Annotated in this window: 12 protein-coding genes; 1 reads left to right on the forward strand and 11 read right to left on the reverse strand. The window is 68.6% G+C overall.

The genetic code is table 11. From position 1 onward, the window contains the following. Positions 1-30 precede the first annotated feature (30 nt). Positions 31-3090, reverse strand: coding sequence for a SusC/RagA family TonB-linked outer membrane protein (locus Strain318_RS01580; RefSeq protein WP_367886781.1), 3060 nt, complete (start codon positions 3088-3090; stop codon positions 31-33). A 223-nt stretch (positions 3091-3313) separates the two neighbouring features. On the opposite strand from Strain318_RS01580, the gene Strain318_RS01585 reads away from it, so the two are divergent. Further along, positions 3314-4150 (forward strand): carboxypeptidase regulatory-like domain-containing protein, encoded by an 837-nt coding sequence (locus tag Strain318_RS01585; RefSeq protein ID WP_367886782.1) that lies wholly within the window; start codon positions 3314-3316, stop codon positions 4148-4150. A 9-nt stretch (positions 4151-4159) separates the two neighbouring features. Here Strain318_RS01585 and Strain318_RS01590 read toward each other — a convergent pair whose 3' ends face one another. From Strain318_RS01590 to Strain318_RS01635, 10 genes are all read right to left on the reverse strand, one after another. After that, positions 4160-6892: a M14 family zinc carboxypeptidase gene (locus tag Strain318_RS01590; RefSeq protein WP_367886783.1), complete on the reverse strand. Its 2733-nt coding sequence runs from the start codon at positions 6890-6892 to the stop codon at positions 4160-4162. A gap of 194 nt (positions 6893-7086) precedes the next feature. Next, a complete protein-coding gene (locus tag Strain318_RS01595) occupies positions 7087-9018 on the reverse strand; it encodes a potassium transporter Kup (protein WP_437436320.1) in 1932 nt (643 codons plus the stop codon). A 247-nt stretch (positions 9019-9265) separates the two neighbouring features. Then, positions 9266-10486 carry an ABC transporter permease gene (locus Strain318_RS01600; protein WP_367886785.1) on the reverse strand — a complete coding sequence of 407 codons (1221 nt, stop codon included), beginning with the start codon at positions 10484-10486 and terminating at the stop codon, positions 9266-9268. 4 nt (positions 10487-10490) lie between these two features. Continuing rightward, positions 10491-12218 carry an efflux RND transporter periplasmic adaptor subunit gene (locus tag Strain318_RS01605; protein ID WP_367886786.1) on the reverse strand — a complete coding sequence of 576 codons (1728 nt, stop codon included), beginning with the start codon at positions 12216-12218 and terminating at the stop codon, positions 10491-10493. Positions 12219-12263: 45 nt separating this feature from the next. Then, a complete protein-coding gene (locus Strain318_RS01610; protein WP_367886787.1) occupies positions 12264-13571 on the reverse strand; it encodes a TolC family protein in 1308 nt (435 codons plus the stop codon). Beyond that, positions 13568-13945, reverse strand: coding sequence for a hypothetical protein (locus Strain318_RS01615; RefSeq protein ID WP_367886788.1), 378 nt, complete (start codon positions 13943-13945; stop codon positions 13568-13570). Before Strain318_RS01615 ends, Strain318_RS01610 begins: the two co-directional genes overlap by 4 nt. Before the next feature lie 15 nt (positions 13946-13960). Next, entirely contained in the window at positions 13961-14347 is a 387-nt protein-coding gene (locus tag Strain318_RS01620) for a hypothetical protein (protein ID WP_367886789.1), read from the reverse strand. Further along, complete coding sequence (locus Strain318_RS01625) at positions 14344-14886, reverse strand: RNA polymerase sigma factor (RefSeq protein WP_367886790.1); 543 nt, start codon at positions 14884-14886, stop codon at positions 14344-14346. Before Strain318_RS01625 ends, Strain318_RS01620 begins: the two co-directional genes overlap by 4 nt. A gap of 159 nt (positions 14887-15045) precedes the next feature. After that, complete coding sequence (locus Strain318_RS01630) at positions 15046-15966, reverse strand: IS481 family transposase (protein ID WP_367885752.1); 921 nt, start codon at positions 15964-15966, stop codon at positions 15046-15048. A 103-nt stretch (positions 15967-16069) separates the two neighbouring features. Next, positions 16070-16654 (reverse strand): HDIG domain-containing metalloprotein, encoded by a 585-nt coding sequence (locus tag Strain318_RS01635; protein ID WP_367886791.1) that lies wholly within the window; start codon positions 16652-16654, stop codon positions 16070-16072. Between the last annotated feature and the right edge of the window lie 50 nt (positions 16655-16704).

The raw sequence follows: 16704 nt of genomic DNA on the forward strand, positions 1-16704 counted from the left end.
GACTCCGGAGGGAAGAAGTGGTCGTATGCATTAGAAGCCGATCTCCACCATGGCCGTCAGCGTGCGGAAGACGGGGTACGTGAAGTAGTCGACGCGATAGGCAAAGGGGTTGCCGCCGCCCGGGCCAGCGACTTCGGGGTCGTAGCCCGAATAGTTGGTGAACGTCAAGAGGTTGCGGCCGACGAGGCCGAGGCGGACCGTGCGGCCGCCGAGGCCGACGCGTTCGGTGAGCGCCGACGGCAGCGAGTAATTGATGGCGAGCTCGCGGAGGCGGATGTACGAGCCGTCTTCGACGAAGAACGTCGACGGGTCGAAGTTGTTGTAGAACGCCGAGTAGTAGCCCACAGGCTTTTTCTCAACTTCCGGCTTGCCGCGCTGGTCGATGACCGGATCGCGGAGGTCGAAGATCGGCCACTGGCGGGTGTAGTTGTAGATGTCGCCGCCCTGAACCCAGTTGACCACAGCTGAGATCGACAGGCCTTTCCACGTCGCCTGCGTGTTGAACGCGAGGTTGAAGTCCGGATTCACGTCGGCGATCTGCATGACGTTGGACCCGTTCTCATCCACGTAACGGAGCGGAACCTCGGCGGAGGTGCGCCACTGCGAAGCACGCACGAAGTAGCCTTCCTCGTTGCGGACGTAGTCAGCCGCCGTGCCCGTGAGACCACCGCGCGCAATGGTCTGCTGCAATTCCTGCGGCGTGCGAATCCAGCGCGAGCCGTAGACGACGCCGAAGGTCTCCCCGGGCGCGATCCGGAAGATGGCCGTGTTGTCGTCGGTGGGGTCCGGACCGACGAGGAAAGGCGCAACGTTCAGAGACTCAACAGTCTGACGGGTGCGGTCGGCCGCGATGTTGAGGCGCCAGAAGAAGTTCTGGGTCTGCATCAAGACGGCGCCCACCGCGATCTCGTGCGTGATTGCCTTTAGAGAACCGGCGTTGAGCCACTGATTCTGGTAGCCCGTAACGGCCGAAACCGGGACCTGGAGAATCTGGTCCGTCGTCAGCTTGTCCGAGTACGAGTACTCGAGCGTGTAATTGCGGAGGAAGTCGATGTTGAAGCCGACTTCGGTCTCACGGGACTGCGCGGGGCGGAGGTTGGGGTTGCCGAGCGTCACCTTTACCGGCACGCCGCCGACGAGGGCGAACTGCTCGTACTGCGCGTCGTACACGGGGCGCAGGCCGGCCGTACCGAACGAGGCGCGGAGCTTGAACTCATCGACACCCGGCAGCGTGAAGTCCTCCGACACGCGGTAGGCGATCGAGCCGCGGCCATAGATGGCCGAGCGCTGGTCCTTGCCGAACAGCGAGGACTGGTCCTGCCGAACGAGGCCGTCGACGATCAGCTTTTCCTTGTAGTCGAAGGTGCTGACGAGGAAGACGTTGTTGTTGCGGATGTCCTGCGTGAACGAACCCGGGGCCACCGGCGCCGACGGGCCGCGGACGATGCCCGAGAACTCTGGTACGCGCGGGACCTGGAACGACGGCGCGAAGACCGTCAGCTGCAGGTTCCGCTGGTCTTCATAGACCCACGCGGCCTTGGTGGTGTTTGTGAAGTCGCCGAAGCGGCGCACGGACGTGAGCGAAGCGCCGAGGTTGTACGCGCGGGTCTCGGAGGACGCCATGAACAGCGAGCCGTCGTCGACATTGCCGGACGAGTTCGTGAAACCCAGCGGTGTGAAGTTCTTGCTACGGTTATTGCCGGTGTCGAAGTTGGCGTTCGCCTCGGCCGTGAGCCAGTCGAGCACACGGAAGTTGACTTTACCGAAGCCTGTGAAGCGCGTGCGGTCGATCGTATTGTCGGTCAAGTACGCGGTGTAGAGGGGGTTCGAAACGTTGCCTGTGCGGCCCGGCTGGCGCACACGCGGATCGTAGGGTTCGCCGTTCGCGCCGTCGCGCTCAAGGTCAATGTTCGGCTCGAGCATGCGGAGGCCGAAGAACGCGGACCCGGCACCCTCACCGTCCGTGTTGTCAGCCGTCGACGTGCCAAAGAACGCGCCAGTCTGAAAGTCGAGGCGGTCAGAGAGTGCGACGCTGGCATTCACGCGGAAGTTCCGGCGCGTGAACCCGTCGACGAGATTGAGGACGCCTTGGTCGCGCGAGTTCTGAAACGACGCGTTGATGGACGCATTCCCACGGCGCTGGCCGACGGAGATGTAGTTCGTCATGAACGTGCCGGGGCTGTACACCTGCTCGAGCTGGTTGAAGTACTCAGGGTACGGGTTGTCCGAAATGCCGTCCGCCTCGGGAATCCGGTTTCCAGACCCGTCCAGCCGGAACGAGCCGTCCGGATTCAGCTGGAAGGCGTGCGACATGTTGTTCGGGATAGTGCGACGGATTGCGTTCTGGCCGAACTCGTTGCGCACCGTGATCTCGGTGCGGCCTTCTGACAGCTGCCGTCCACTCTTGGTGAAGATCTGGATGACGCCATTCGCGGCGTCCGACCCATACAGCGAGCTCGCGGCGGCACCCTTAATCACCTCGATGCGCTCTATGTCCTCCGAATTGATGTCGGCGAGGGAGATGCGCGTGATGGTCCCGTCAATGATGACGAGCGGGTCCTGGCGCCCGGTGAGCGAGGTGGCGCCGCGGAGGCGGATGGCTGGGGCCGTCCCAGGTGCGCCGGACGGGGCCGAAACCGTCGCACCGGCGACGCGGCCGTTGATGCCGCCGAGCGCCGACGTGGCTGGGACTTCCTTCAGCTGCGCCGCGTCGACCACGCCGACGGAGAAGGCCGTCTTGCGCGTGGAGATCGCGTCCGACGTCCCGGTCACGACCATCTGGTCGAGATTGAGGACGTCGCGCTCCAGCTGGAAGTTGGCGGTGCCGGCGCGACCACTGATGGTGATCGTGATGCGGCTGGGCTTGTAGCCGACGGCGCGGGCGAGGACGATCACGCTCTGGCCGTCGGGCACGTTCGCCACGATGCGATAGTTGCCCTGCGCATCGGTGCGGGCGGAGGCCCCCGGAAGCTCCGGAAGCGCAACGAGCGCGTTCTCGAGCGGGCCTCCGCCCGTCGTCACGCGCCCGCTGATGGTGGATTGTGCGGCCAAGGCGCTGCTCGTGAGCAGCAGCGTGGCGAGGGCGAACAACGTTCGCTTCCAAGTGGGGGTGCGCCGTTCCATACGGAGGGCCGCTCCTGAGTGAAGGGGTGGGACGCGTACTCGCCGAGCAATGCTGGACGAAGTCGCGGCGAGCAACAATGACGTAAATAGGATGTAACCGCAATAGCCCCCCACCGGCTCGCCACGGCCGCCGCACCGGTGACCCCCCAGCCCTTGCGGGGGTACTCCCATCATCGCTACGTGTGTACCTGTGCGTTCCCCTCTGCTGTCACTTCTGCGGTTCGGTGTCTGCTGCGCGGCCCTGTTCTGGGCCGACGCCGAGGCTGCGGGCCAGCGCGCGCCTGAGCGGCGCGGGGCCCCGGCGCAGAGCGCACCGAGCCTTCCCGGCCGGTTCTTCGGCACCGTCGTCGATGCCTCCACGAAGCGACCCATCGCCGGGGCGCGCATCTCCTCGCCGAGCCTGAGCGCCATCACCGTCACGGACTCCGTGGGCCGCTTCGACATCCCGGTCGTGCCGCCGGGCCTCGTCCGCTTCTACGTGGTGGCCGCGGAGTTTCCGCGCGCCAACGTCACCTTGGCGTTCGCCTCCGGCGAGGAGATGGAGCGGGTGCTCGAACTCGACTCGACCTCGGTCGCTCCCACGCCCGCGCGCGACGGCACCGCGCAGGCGCTGCCGGAGGTCACGGTCGAAGCCACCCCCCTCGCGCCCGTGTGGCTGCGGGACTTCGAACGCCGCCGCGAGACGGGACGCGGGCAGTACGTCACGCGCGACGAGATCACACGGCGCAACTACAACCGGCTCTCCGACATCGTGCAAACGATGCGAGGCGTGACCATGGACTGCGGCGGCGGCGGGTCCGGCTGCCAGATCCGCATGGTCCGAGCGCCGATGCAGTGCTATCCGGAATACTGGATCGACGGCCAGCTGAACAACGCCTGGGGGCCCGTGATCCCCGTGCGCGACATCGAGGCGATGGAAGTGTACACGGGCCCCACCGACACGCCCGGCGAGTTCGCCGGGCGCAATGCAGGCTGCGGCACGATCGTGATCTGGACCAGCGGCGGCCCGCGCCGCCGCCGGCCCTGACCACGCCGCCTAGAAGGAGCCGCCGAGCAGCACGGCGTTGAAGACCATGCGGTCCAACGCGCGCCACCAGCCGCGGAACATCGGATCGTTGGTGAACATCACCACGTTGCCGCGGCCGACGCGCTCCTGCACGATGAAGGCGCTGCCGCGCAGCAGGCGCTCGGAGTTGTCCGGGAAGGTGAAGCCGCCGCGCTTAAGCGTTCCCGTGGTCGGGAACACGGCGACGTTGCCGCCGTCGTGGCTCAAGCCAAGCACGCTGCTGCCGCCCACGAGCACGGGCATGCGCTGCTTCTCCATGCCGAGCGTGACCCAGTTGGTGAGGTCGAGCACGACGTCGAAGTGCGAGCCCGGCAGGTCGGCGAGCTGATCGGCGCAGGCGTTCGGGCTGGCCGTGGCGCGCGTGGAATCCAGCGGGGCGGCCGTCGAGCGCGTGGGCTCGGCCTTCTTGTCCGCGCAGGTGATGCGACGCGCACTGGTGAGGCCCACGTCCTCGCGCGTGGCCCAGCTGGTGGCGCCGCCGAAGGTCACGAGCGCGCCGCCATTCTCCACCCAGCGCTTCAGGTTGGCGCCGTTGCCCTGCACGCCGCCGCTCGGGATGATGATGCCCGTGAACGCCGAGAGGTCGCCGTTGAGCGCGTTGGCGCTGATCGGCGTGAAGCGCACGCCGTAGCGCTGCTCCAGCGACCACCACACGGCGCCGAAGCTGGTGTGCGAGATGTTGCCTTCGGCGACTACGGCGATGCTCGGCCGCTTGAGGTCCACGACCACGCTGGATCCCGTGCCGTACTGCGCGTCGTCGGGGAAGGCGCTGTTGACGCCGCGCACTTCGACGCCGGCCAGCTTGGCCAGCGTGTCGACACGCGCCGCGAGCGTCGTCTCGTTGCGCGACACGCGCGCTACCCAAGTACCGCGCGGCCAGGTGACGTTGCCCGTTTGGATGGGCTGCGCCGCGATGGCGACGCGGAATCCCTCCTGCATCAGCTGTGCCGCGAGCTTGGCGGCGTTGTTGCGATCGTTGCGCCAGAGATAGGCCGAGCGAGCATCGCGCCCCTCAACGATGCCGCCCGTGATGGCATGCGGCAGCACCTCGGCGCCCATCCGCACGCCGTTGGTGAACGAGAGCAGCTGGCCTTGCAGGGCCGGGGCGTCCTCCGTCCAGTAGGCCTCGACGCCGTAGGCGACGGGCAGCGCCCACGCCGAGACGTCGTAGAACTCGTAGCCTTCGGTGTCGTCGGCGTTGCGCGAGCGCTGCTGGTTGCGCTGGAACTTGGCGAGTTGTTCACGCGCGAACACGGGATCGAGCTCGGGGTCGGCCTCGAGCAGGGCCTTGGCGAGCTTGCCCTGCGGCTGGGCGAGGTCCACCACGTAGGAGCCGGCGGGGAAGTTGCGGGCGCGCGTGCCGTCCTCGGTGTAGCTCGAGGCCCGCGTGCTGCTGAAACCGGCCGTGGTGCGCGTGACTTCGATGCCGGCGCGCATCAGCGCCGCGGCCAGCTCGGCGGCGCGCACCGGGTCACTGCCCGGCACGAAGACGACGCGCTTGATGGTGCCGTTGCGGCCGTCGGTGACGGCCTTGGCGCGGAACGCGGCATAGTCGCGCACCATCTCGCGGGCGCGCGCGGCGGAGGTCTCGAAGGTCGCGATGCTCGCGACGTAGTGCTTGCTGATGCCGTCGCGCAGCGAGAGCAGCGTGCCGTCCTCGCGGTACTGCAGCAGCGCGGGGCCGCCGTCTGTCTCGTACGTGGTGCCCATGGCGCCGTTCAGCGACGGCCAGGAGTCGTAGTAGCCCGGATAGTAGAGGTCGAAGGCGTCGCGGACGAAGTACAGCCAGCCGTAGCGGTCGAAGGCGGCGGCGTTGCCGCGGCCGATGGCCTCGCTCCACTTGAAGGGCCAGCCGGAGATGTTCGCGTTCACCGGCCGCGCGGCGGGCGCCATGTAGTACGTCGAGGTGTAGCCGTGCAGGTCGGCGGTGACCATCGGGTGCCAGCGCAGCATGCCGCCCGTGATGGCCTGCACCTCACGCTGCGTGATGGCCATGAGGTCGCGGTTCATGTCGAACCGGTAGTGGTTGAAGCGGCCGCGCGTGGCCCAGGGCTGGCCGCGCTGCTGCTCGAGCGCGGTGGCCTCGGCGCTGCCGACGGCGATCGAGTTGCTCCACACCGCGAAGCGCTCGTGGCCGTCGGGGTTGGAGCTGGGGTTGATGATGACGATGGCGTTCTTGAGGTGCTCCAGCGTCGCCGGCTCGTTGGACGCGGCGAAGTGATAGAGCAACTGCATCGAGGCCTCGAAGCCCGGCACCTCGTCGCCGTGCACGGAGCCGGAGAACCACACCACGGCCGGCGTGCGGGCGATCACGGCATCGAGCTGAGCCTGCGTGGCGCCGCGCGGGTCGGCGATGCGGTCCAAGTCGGCGCGGATGGCGTCCAGCCGCGCGATGTTCTCCGGCGACGACACGATGTAGATGCGCATCGTGCGGCGCTCGTTGCTCACGCCGATCTCCTCGACACGCACGCGATCCTTGGCCGCCTCGGCGATGGCCAGCAGCACGCGCTCCTGCAGGTGGTACTGCGTGTGCGCATCGCCGACGTTGAAGCCGAGGATGCTCTCGGGGCGGGGGACGCCTTGGCGGTAGGGGCCGCGATCGTAGAACGAGAACTTCGCGTCGTCGCGGAGGGGGTTGTCCCAGGGGTGCTGCGCTGCCGCGGGCAGCGCGAGGAGCATCAGTGCGAGGAGTAGGCGCGGCATCGAGGAGCGAGGAGCGAGGGGAAGGAACGAGGAACCGAAGGAATGGGGCCGAAGGGAACGGCTCGGCCCTGGATCCGAGGTACGGAAAGCTACGAAAGAGAGGGGGAAGGGGCCATTTCCCCCTCCCCCTCCGCCCCTCCTTGCCTCGTCCCTCGCCGCTCGATCCCTCCCTTCGCTCTTCGCTCCTCGTCTGTTCAGAACTCGATCTGCGTCCCGAGCTCGACCACGCGGTTGGGCGGCAGCTGGAAGTACTGCGTGGCGCTGCGCGCATTCCGCGACATCACCGCGAAGAGCTTCTTGCGGAAGATGTTCATGGACATGGCGCCCTTCTTCCACGGCCCGCTGCGCGGGATGAGCTGTTCGCGGCCGAGGTAGTAGCTGGTGTCGAGCGGCCGCGCGGCGATGCCGGCGTCGCGGCAGCGCTGGAGGATCTCCTTCACGTCGGGGCCTTCCATGAAGCCATAGGTGCCGATCACGCGGAAGAAACCGTGGCCCAACGCCTCGATGCTCACGCGTTCGTGCCGCTGGGTCTCGGGGACGTCGGCCGTTCGGATGGACATGAGGATCACGGTCTCATGCAGCACCTTGTTGTGCTTCAGGTGGTGCAGCAGCACGACCGGTGTGCCCTGGATCTCCGAGGTCATGAAGACGGCCGTGCCGGGCACGCGGGTCTTCGGGTGATCGCCGATGTCCGCGAGGAAGGTCTCCATCGGGAGCGAGATGTCCTGCATGCGCTCCGTGAGGATCAGGCGCCCGCGCTTCCACGTGGTCATCATCGTGAAGATCGCGATGGCGACCACCACGGGGACCCAGCCGCCGTGGATGAACTTGGAGGCGCTGGCACTGAAGAGCACGACGTCGATGACGCCGAAGACGAGCAGGAACGCCAGCACCTTCCACAGCGGCCAATGCCAGCGCCGCAGCGCGATGATGCTGTAGAGGATGGTGCTGAGGACGAACGTCCCGGTGACGGCGATGCCGTATGCGGCGCCGAGGGCCTCCGAGCTCCGGAAGCCGAACACCATGAGCAGGCAGCCGACGGCCAGCGCACTGTTGATCTCCGGGATGTAGATCTGCCCGAACTCCTTCGCCGAGGTGTGGGTGATCGTCATGCGCGGCGAGTAGCCGAGCTGGATGCACTGCTGCGTGATCGAGAAAGCCCCCGAGATCATGGCCTGCGAGGCGATGACCGTCGCCATCGTCGCCAACGCGACCATCGGATACAGCAGCGCGCGCGGCGCGAGCAGGAAGAACGGATTCTCGATGGCCGTCGGGTCGGTGAGCAGCAGCGCGCCTTGGCCGAAGTAGTTCAGCAGGAGCGCCGGCAGCGCGATCGTGAGCCAGGCGACGCGGATCGGCCGCTTGCCGAAGTGGCCCATGTCGGCGTAGAGGGCCTCGCCGCCGGTCACGACCAGCACGACGGCGCCCATGATGAAGAAGCCGGCCGCGCCGACGTCCTGGAAGAACCGCAGCGCGTACAGCGGGTTCACCGCGGCGAGCACGCCCGGGTGCTTGAGGAGCGACAGCGTCCCGAGGATCGCCAGCACGGCGAACCACAGCAGCGTGATGGGGCCGAAGAAGGCCCCGACCCTCGCCGTGCCGAACTTCTGCGCCACGAACAGCCCGACGAGGATGACGGCCGAGAGCGGCACGACGGCCGGCTCGAAGGCGTCGGAGACCACCGTGAGGCCTTCCATGGCCGAGAGCACCGAGATGGCCGGCGTGATCATGCCGTCGCCGTAGAGCAGGGCCGCGCCCATGAGGCCGATGGCGATCACGAGGAAGCGATTGGAACGCTTGCCCGGCTCTTTCTGGAGGATGAGCGCGAGCATCGCGAGGATGCCGCCCTCGCCGCGATTGTCGGCCCGGAGGATGAACACGATGTACTTGACCGTGATCACCAGCACGAGGGCCCAGAAGACGAGCGAGAGCACGCCGAGCACGTGCTCTGGCGTGGGCGTGATACCGTACTTCTCGCTGAAGACCTCGCGCAGCGCGTAGAGCGGCGAGGTGCCGATGTCGCCGTACACGACGCCGAGGGCGCCGAGGGCGAGGATCGCGAGCCGCTTGCCGGTGGGATTGGCCTCGACGTGATGCCGTTCCGGCGGTTTGTACTCGGCGGTCATCCGCACCGACGGTCGCGGGTCGGGAGTCGCCTGAGGGTTGTCGTCCGACATTATGGGGAGGGGCCGGTCCTGCACCCCAGGGATTGCAGCGGGCTGGGTGCGCCGAATGTCGGCGCACACCGCGGCGTGGGCTGCCCGCGCCGCGTCAGGGAATGTATGGCGGGGCGCAGGGGATGCAAACGAAGCGGGCGACGCGCACCGCGCATCGCCCGCTTCGGCCTGCAGTTATATAAGAAGGCGGCCGGCGCTACTCGTAGCGCAGGGCGATGATCGGATCCATCTTCGCCGCGCGTCGCGCGGGGTACACGCCGAACACGACGCCGACGAATGCCGAGAAGGCGAAGGCCAGCACGACGGACGAACTGCCGACTTCGGTGTTCCAGCCCAGCAGCTTCGTGAACGCCATCGCACCACCGGCGCCGACGGCGATGCCGATCGCGCCACCCACGAGGCAGAGCACCACGGCCTCGATGAGGAACTGGAAGAGGATGTTGATCTTCGTCGCGCCGAGCGCCTTGCGGATGCCGATCTCGCGCGTGCGCTCGGTGACCGACACGAGCATGATGTTCATGATGCCGATGCCGCCGACGAGCAGCGACACCGCGGCGATGCCGGCGAGCAGCATCGAGAACACCTGCGTGGTCTCGCCCAACGTGTTCAGGAAGTCGGCCTGGTTGCGGATCTGGAAGTCGTCCGGTCGCTCGGGGCGCAGCTTGTGCTCGCGGCGGAGGATCTTCTGGATGTCCGCCATCGTCTCGGGAATCTGCGCCTCGCTCGGGGCGAGCACGGAGATCGACCGCAAGCGGTTGGAGCCCATGACGCGGAAGCGCGCCGTCTGGATCGGGATGAGGACCTGGTCATCCGGGTTGTTGAACGGCGAGGCCTGGCCCTTGGACTTGAACGCGCCGACGACGAGGAACTGGATGCCGCGGATGCGGATGTTCTCGCCGATGATGCCGTCGGCGCTCTGCAAGCCGAGGTTCTGCCACACGGTCGGGCCGACGACGGCCACGCGCTGCCGGCTCTCGTCCTCACCTTGGGTGAAGAAGCGGCCGGCTTCCATCTCGTACTTGCGGACTTCCGGGAAGTTGGCCGACGTCCCCACGACCTGCGTGCCGGCGTTCTTGTTGAGGAACTGGATCTGCAGGTTGGACGACATCTCGGGCTGCACCGCGGTGAGCACGGTGCCGCGCTCGACGAGCGCCTGCGCATCTTCCATCGTGAGCCGCGTGCGGACGTCAAAGCTCATCACGCCGCCGGAGCGCGCCTGGCCGGGCGACACCGTGAGCAGCGTGGTGCCGAGGGACGAGATGCGGTCGTTCACGGCCTTCTGCGCGCCGCGGCCGAGGGCCACGACGGCGATGACCGCGGACACGCCGATCACGATGCCGAGCATCGTGAGCAGCGAGCGCATCTTGTTGGCGCGCAGTGCGCCGAGCGCAACGCGGATCGTTTCGCCGATGAGCATCGAATTACCTCGGCCGCCCGCCGCCAGGGCCTGCCGGCGCGCCGCCGAGCGGTGACGCGCCACCGGTCATCGCGCGCATGCGGTCCTGGTTCTCCTGCCGCTGCGCCTGGAGCGCGACGGCGCTGAGCAGCGCAACCTGCTCGCCTTCCTCGAGACCACTGAGGACTTCGGTGTAGTCGTAATCGGCGACGCCGAGGCGGACCATGCGCGGCTCCCAGGTGGAGTCGGCCTTCTGGACGAAGACGAGGCCAGAGCGCGAACCGGCGCGGCTGCCGCCATTGCGGGCGGCGCCACCGGTCTGCGCGCCCGGTGCCTGCAGCGCGCGCGGACCATTGCGCGCCGGCGTGGGCTGGCCCGTGGGGGCCGCCGGCCCTGCGGTGCGTGCGCCGCCGCCCTGCTGGCGCGCCAGGCAGGCCCGTGCGACCATCGCGTCGACGCCGAGCTCGGTGTACGCCGCGCGAATGCCGCCCATGAGGGCCGGGCGATCCGCATCATTGCTGCGCATCGCCGTCTGCAGCGAGTCGAGGCGCCGCGCGACGGCCGGCTTGGCCGCGCGGGCATCCGCAACCGCCTTGCACTGCGCGTCCGTGACGTCGGGCATCTGGAAGCCACCCTGGCCGCCCTGACGCCCGCCCTGCTGCGCCGAGAAGTCCGCATAGCCCGGTCGCGCCTGCGCGCCACCGGCCGGCGGGCCGCCCTGCGGACGCGCGCCGCCGTTCATGCCCATGGGGGCACCGCCGCCGAAGCCGCCGCCCATCGCGCTGCGCAGCTGCGCCTGCACGCTGTCGGCGTTGAGGCCCAGGAGTCCGGCCACCTGCGCCACTTCACGCACCGAGCGAATCGCTTCGTTCGGCACCGCAATCACGTTCTCGCGGCGATCTGAGATGATGCTCACCTCGCCGTTCATGCCGGGGAGGAGCAGGCCCTCGCGGTTCTCGAGCGAGACGAGCACCGGAAACATCGTGACGTTCTGCTGCACGACGGCCTGCGGCTCGATCTTCTCGACGGTGCCGCGGAAGGGACGATCAGGGAAGGCGTCGACGATCACCGTCGCTTCCTGGCCCTGCATCACGCGACCGATGTCCGTTTCGTTGACCAGCGCGCGGGCGCGGACCTTCGTGAGGTCGGCCATCTTGATGATGGTCGTGCCGCCACCGACGGCCTGCGTGCCGGACTGAATCACCTGACCCAGCGCGACGGGCTTCTCGATGACCGTGCCGCGCACCGGCGCGACGACGCGCGCGTCGTCGAGACGCTGCTGCGCGAGGTCGAGGTTGGTGCGCGCACGCACGATCTGCGAGAGCGCGTTCTGGTACGTGAGGCCGGCCTGCTCGTTCTCCTGCGCCGTGATGATCTGCGAGCGGAAGAGTTCGTCCGAACGCTTCTTGTTCTGCTCGGCCACGGCCAGCGAGGCCTGCGCGGACTCCAGGTCGGCCTTCGACTGGTCGAACTGGTTCTGCACGTCGCGCGTGTCGAGCTGGACGATCAGCTCGCCGGGGTTGATGAGCGAGCCCGTCTCGACGGGCATCTCGATGATCTGGCCGGAGGCGCGGGACTTCACCTCGACGACGTTGATCGGCTCGATGATGCCCGTGGCTTCCGCCTGGACGATGATGGTGCGACGCTCGATGGGCGCCGTGGAGATGCGGAGCGGCGCGGCGGCCTTCTTGCCGCAGGCGGCGACGAGGCCGAGGGCGGCGAGGAAGGCGAGGGAAAGGCGGCGGGGCGACACGGAAAACTCCGAGAGAAAACGAAAGGGCGGGGGTCGGATCGGCGATTACTGCAGGTCGCGGCCGATGAGGGCCTCGATCTGCGCCTTGGCCGTGCGGGCATCCAAGCGCGCCTGGATGAGGTCACGACGGGCCTGGTCGAGCGTGGTCTGCGAGTTGAGTACGTCCAGCAGCGTCGAGGCGCCGAGGGCATAGCGCTCCTGCTGCACGCGCAGGTCTTCCTCGCCGGCGGCGACGCTGGCGAGCTGGATCTGCACGCGCGCCTCGGCCGTGCGGAAGGCGCCGAGCTGCTGGATCATGAGCTGGCGCGCGTTGAGGCGCGCGTCGCGCAACTGCACTTCCGCGTTGTCTTCGGCGACGGCGGCCGCGACGACCTGCTGCTCGCGGTTGAGATTGTTGAAGAGCGGGAAGTTGATGCTCAGCGAGGTCGAGATGTTGCGGTTGCGCTGGTCGCCGAGGAAGCGGAAGCCCGAGTCGGCGGCGGCGAAGCTCCAGCCGAGGCCGGCGGAGACGGTGGGCAGGTACGGCGTCTTGGCGGCGCGGGAGGACTGGCGGGCGGCGGCAACCTGCGCCTGCGCCTGCTTCACGGCCGGGCCCTGCTCGGCGATCTCGAGCAGCTCTACATCCGAAAGCGAGATCGTGCCGGTCTCGGCGGTGTCGTCGGCGGCGGCCGTGACGATGTACGTGGTGCCGACGAGGCGCGAGAGCGCGGCGTTGGCAGTGGCCAGCGAGTTCTCGGCCTGGAGGATGGCGAGGCGCGCGTTGCCGACCTGGATGGACGTGCGCAGCGAGTCGGAGCGGGTGGCGGCACCGGCCTGCACACGGGCCGTGGACGCGCGGAGCTGCTGCTCGGCCTGCTCGAGCTGCTTCTGCGCCGCGGCGCGCTGCTCACGCGCGGCGAGGACGCCGTAGTACTGCTGCTTCACCTGCAGCGCGACGTTGAACGACTGCGAGACCTCGGTGGCCTCGGCGGCGTCGACGTTGGCGCGGGCGGACTGGAGTTCGAAGTAGCGGCGGCCGCCGTCGAAGATCTCGAGGTTGCTGTTGAAGCGGTGAGAACCGCGCCAGGGCTGGTCGGTGGACACGACCTGGTTGAAGTCCGGCACGAAGCGCGAGCCGTCCTGGCGCGAGACGCCGGCGCCGAACGAGAGGTTGGGCAGGAACGCCGCATAGCGCGAGCGCACCGCCGCGGCGTTGGTGCGCAGGGCGTTGCGGGCCTGCACGGCGGCCGGCGCGTTGCGCCGGGCGAGCCGCACGGCCTCTTCAAGCGCAATCGGCCGCGCATCCTGCGCGACCGTCACCTGGGGGAGCACTGCGAGTCCCGCGACCATCATCGACCGAACCATCGCCTTCATTGCCGCTTCTCCTGGCGTCGCGCTTCCTCGCGCTCACGCTGTATCTGATCGTAGGTGGCCTGCTGCTCGGGAGTGAGCAGCTGCCGGATCCGCTGACGGGCCGCGGCGCCGACAGAATCGAGCTGCGGACGCACGGGGGCCATCAAGCTGTCGACCTGGCGGTTCCGGTCATCGAGAATGGAATCGAGTTGGGCGCGCTGGCTCGCGTCCATGCCGAGGTCGTCGGCCAGCCGAGCCCGCATCGCACGGGCATCGCCCCACTCGCGTTGCATGCGTTCCCGGAGGATCGCACGGTCCGCCGCCGCCCCGATCGCGGCCCCAGCCAGCAAGGCCGCGATGAAGAACGCGACGGCGTACCCATTGGTTCGACGCATCGTACCCGCCGTTCGTTAGTGGTCGGTAACGGCGCGCAGGGTTGCCTGTGCGTCGGGGGGCACGAGGCCCCGGCGGGCGAAGGTCTGCGGCGCCGTCCGGCCGGCCGGCGTCTCGATGACCGACTCGATGGCCATGCGGCGCTCCAGGGCGCGCTCGCGCAGGAACACCGACGCGGCGACGATCAGCGTCAGCCCCGCGGCGATGAGGCCGAACTGATAGGCACGCTCGGACATCACCCACCACGCCCGCTCCTCGCGGCCGCGTTCGATGCGCGCGAGGATGCGCTGCTCGAGGGTGGTCCAGTACGACGCGTCGGCCGGGGGCGCAACGATGGCGCGCAGCTCGCGCGTCAGCTCGTCCTCGTCGCGGACGATGCGGGGTCCAAGGGGATTCTCACTCATGATTGCCTCAATGCGCCCAAGACTTGGCGCAGCTGTGAACGGGCGTAGTGCAGATCGGAGCGCGCCGTCCCTTCCGGGATGTCGAGCATCTGGCCGATCTCTGCGTGCTTGTAGCCTTCCACGTCGTGCAGCACGATGACGGCGCGCTGCCGGGCGGGAAGGGTGTTGAGGGCCTCGGTCAGGCGCGCGCGGAGCTCGCCCTTCTCGGCCGGATCCCGGAACGGCGATGCCACCGTCTCGGGGAGTTCGTCTGCGTCGCGCACCTTGCGGCGGCGCGTCACATCCAATGCGGCGTTGGCCACGATCCGGTGCAGCCAGGCCCCGAAGGCCTGGTCCGGCAGGAAGCGATCGATGGCGCGGTAGGCGTGGAGGAAGGCCTCCTGCACCGCGTCCTCGGCGTCCTCGTGGTTGATCACGATGGCCCGGGCCACGGCATACGCCCGCCGCTGGTGGCGACGCACGAGTTCCGAAAAGGCCGCCTGCTCGCCGCGCTGGGCGGCGAGCACGATGTCCTTCTCGTCGGCGGGCCGTTCAGTCACGGTCCGCCGCGCGGAGGTTCCCCGCCAGGGGAGGGCAATCGAGGTCATTGGCAACGCTCACTGGTCACGCTCTCCTGTACGCGAAACGGGGCCGCGGCGTTGGGCGGGGGATGGGGTGCGACAGGCTATCCGGCATTGGACAGCCCTAGGTGTAGTGGCTCAGCACGTTGTTGACAGGTGCTGGGCGAGCCGCATCGCCGGGGTCGTGTTGCCGAGGGCGCTGTGCCGCCGCTCGGTGTTGTAGAAGGAGAGATAGTGCGCGAGCGCCCGGGTCCGCCAGCCTGAGCGCGCATACGCCCGGTTGTAGGCCCATTCAGTGATCAGCGTGCGGATGAAGCGCTCCGCCTTCCCGTTCGTCTGCGGCCGGTAGGGCCGCGTGAAGCGCTGGCCGATGCCGAGGGCCAGGGCCTGCTCGCCGAAGGGCAGCGCGCGGTAGCAGCTGCCGTTGTCGGTGAGCACGCGCTCGACCGTGATGCCGAGCGCCGCGTACCACGCGACCGCCCGCGCGAGGAAGCCGGCCGCGGCTTCCGCGGTCTCCTCCGGCAGCACCTCGACGTACGCGAGGCGCGTGTGGTCGTCGATCGCGACGTGCACGAACTCCCAGCCGCGGCCGTGCGTCCGCCGGGTGTAGTCACCGTGGATGCGGTGCCCCACGCGCGAGATGCGGGCAAGCTTCTTGATGTCGAGGTGCACGAGCTCGCCGGGCCGGTCCCGCTCGTAGCGGACGATGCGCCGCGGCCCGTCGACGCGCGGCAGGCGGCCCAGGCCGAGGCGGCGCAGCTCGCGGCCGACGGTCGAGAGCGGGATGCCGTAGTGCTGGGCGATGCGGCGGCTGGACCAGCGCTGGCCGCGGCGCTTGCGGATCTGCCGCCGCCAGCGGCGCGGGATCCGCGTCGGCGACCGGTGCGGGCGCGACGACCGGGTCTCGACGTCGTGGGGGCGCTCGAGCCACGCGTAGATCGTCTGGCGGGAGACCGCGAGGTCGCGGGCGACCTGCGCCACCTTCGCGCCGGCGGCGACGCGGCGGCAGGCCTCCCGTCGCAGATAGGGCGTCAGGCGTGCATTCTTGTGGGTGTTCATGGGGCCTCTGGCGTTGCCGGTTGAGTGGACTCGACAACCCCAGCTTGGTGAGGCTACGCCCTGTGAACAACCTCCTGAGTCACTACACCTAGGCTGTCAAACGTTACGCGGCGACGGTGCCGCGCAGGCCGATCTCGTCGGCGCGGGCGCGCATCGCCTCGATGACGAACGCGATATGCGGCTCGAGTTCCACCCCGAGCTCCTGTGCGCCGAGGATGACGTCCTCGCGGCTGACGCCGCGGGCGAAGGCCTTGTCCTTCATCCGCTTCTTGACGCTGGAGGCTTCGAGGTCGAGCACGCTCTTGGAGGGGCGGACGAGGGCGGCGGCGGTGATGAGGCCGCAGAGCTCGTCGACGGCGAAGAGCGTCTTGGCCATGCGGGTCTCGCGGGCGACGCCGGTGTAGTGCGCGTGGCCGAGGATGGCTTGGCAGATCTCGTCGGAAACACCGAGGCTGCGGAGGTGGCGCACACCTTCCGCGGGATGCTCGGCGTCGGCGGCGTGGGCGTCGTTGGGATAGCGCTCGTAGTCGAAGTCGTGGAGCAAGCCCGCGACGGCCCAGTCGTTCTCGCTCTCCCCGAAATGGCGGGCGTAGGCGACCATGGCGGCCTCTACGCTCTTCATATGGTTTCTCAGGGAGGGATTGGTGGTCCAATCTTCCATGAGTTTGAGGGCCTCAGTCCGGTTCATTCTTTCGGTGGGAGAGGGGAGAGGGAGGTACGGGCGGGGGTGGGGAGACG

Source organism: Pseudogemmatithrix spongiicola (assembly GCF_030623445.1).
Lineage (GTDB): Bacteria > Gemmatimonadota > Gemmatimonadetes > Gemmatimonadales > Gemmatimonadaceae > Pseudogemmatithrix > Pseudogemmatithrix spongiicola.

Excerpts from the sequence above, each read along its gene's own strand:
- Strain318_RS01590 (WP_367886783.1), bottom strand. The coding sequence starts at position 6,892 with ATGCCGCGCCTACTCCTCGCACTGATGCTCCTCGCGCTGCCCGCGGCA.
- Strain318_RS01595 (WP_437436320.1), bottom strand. The coding sequence starts at position 9,018 with ATGACCGCCGAGTACAAACCGCCGGAACGGCATCACGTCGAGGCCAAT.
- Strain318_RS01600 (WP_367886785.1), bottom strand. The coding sequence starts at position 10,486 with ATGCTCATCGGCGAAACGATCCGCGTTGCGCTCGGCGCACTGCGCGCC.
- Strain318_RS01610 (WP_367886787.1), bottom strand. The coding sequence starts at position 13,571 with ATGAAGGCGATGGTTCGGTCGATGATGGTCGCGGGACTCGCAGTGCTC.
- Strain318_RS01615 (WP_367886788.1), bottom strand. The coding sequence starts at position 13,945 with ATGCGTCGAACCAATGGGTACGCCGTCGCGTTCTTCATCGCGGCCTTG.
- Strain318_RS01620 (WP_367886789.1), bottom strand. The coding sequence starts at position 14,347 with ATGAGTGAGAATCCCCTTGGACCCCGCATCGTCCGCGACGAGGACGAG.
- Strain318_RS01630 (WP_367885752.1), bottom strand. The coding sequence starts at position 15,966 with ATGAACACCCACAAGAATGCACGCCTGACGCCCTATCTGCGACGGGAG.
- Strain318_RS01635 (WP_367886791.1), bottom strand. The coding sequence starts at position 16,654 with ATGAACCGGACTGAGGCCCTCAAACTCATGGAAGATTGGACCACCAAT.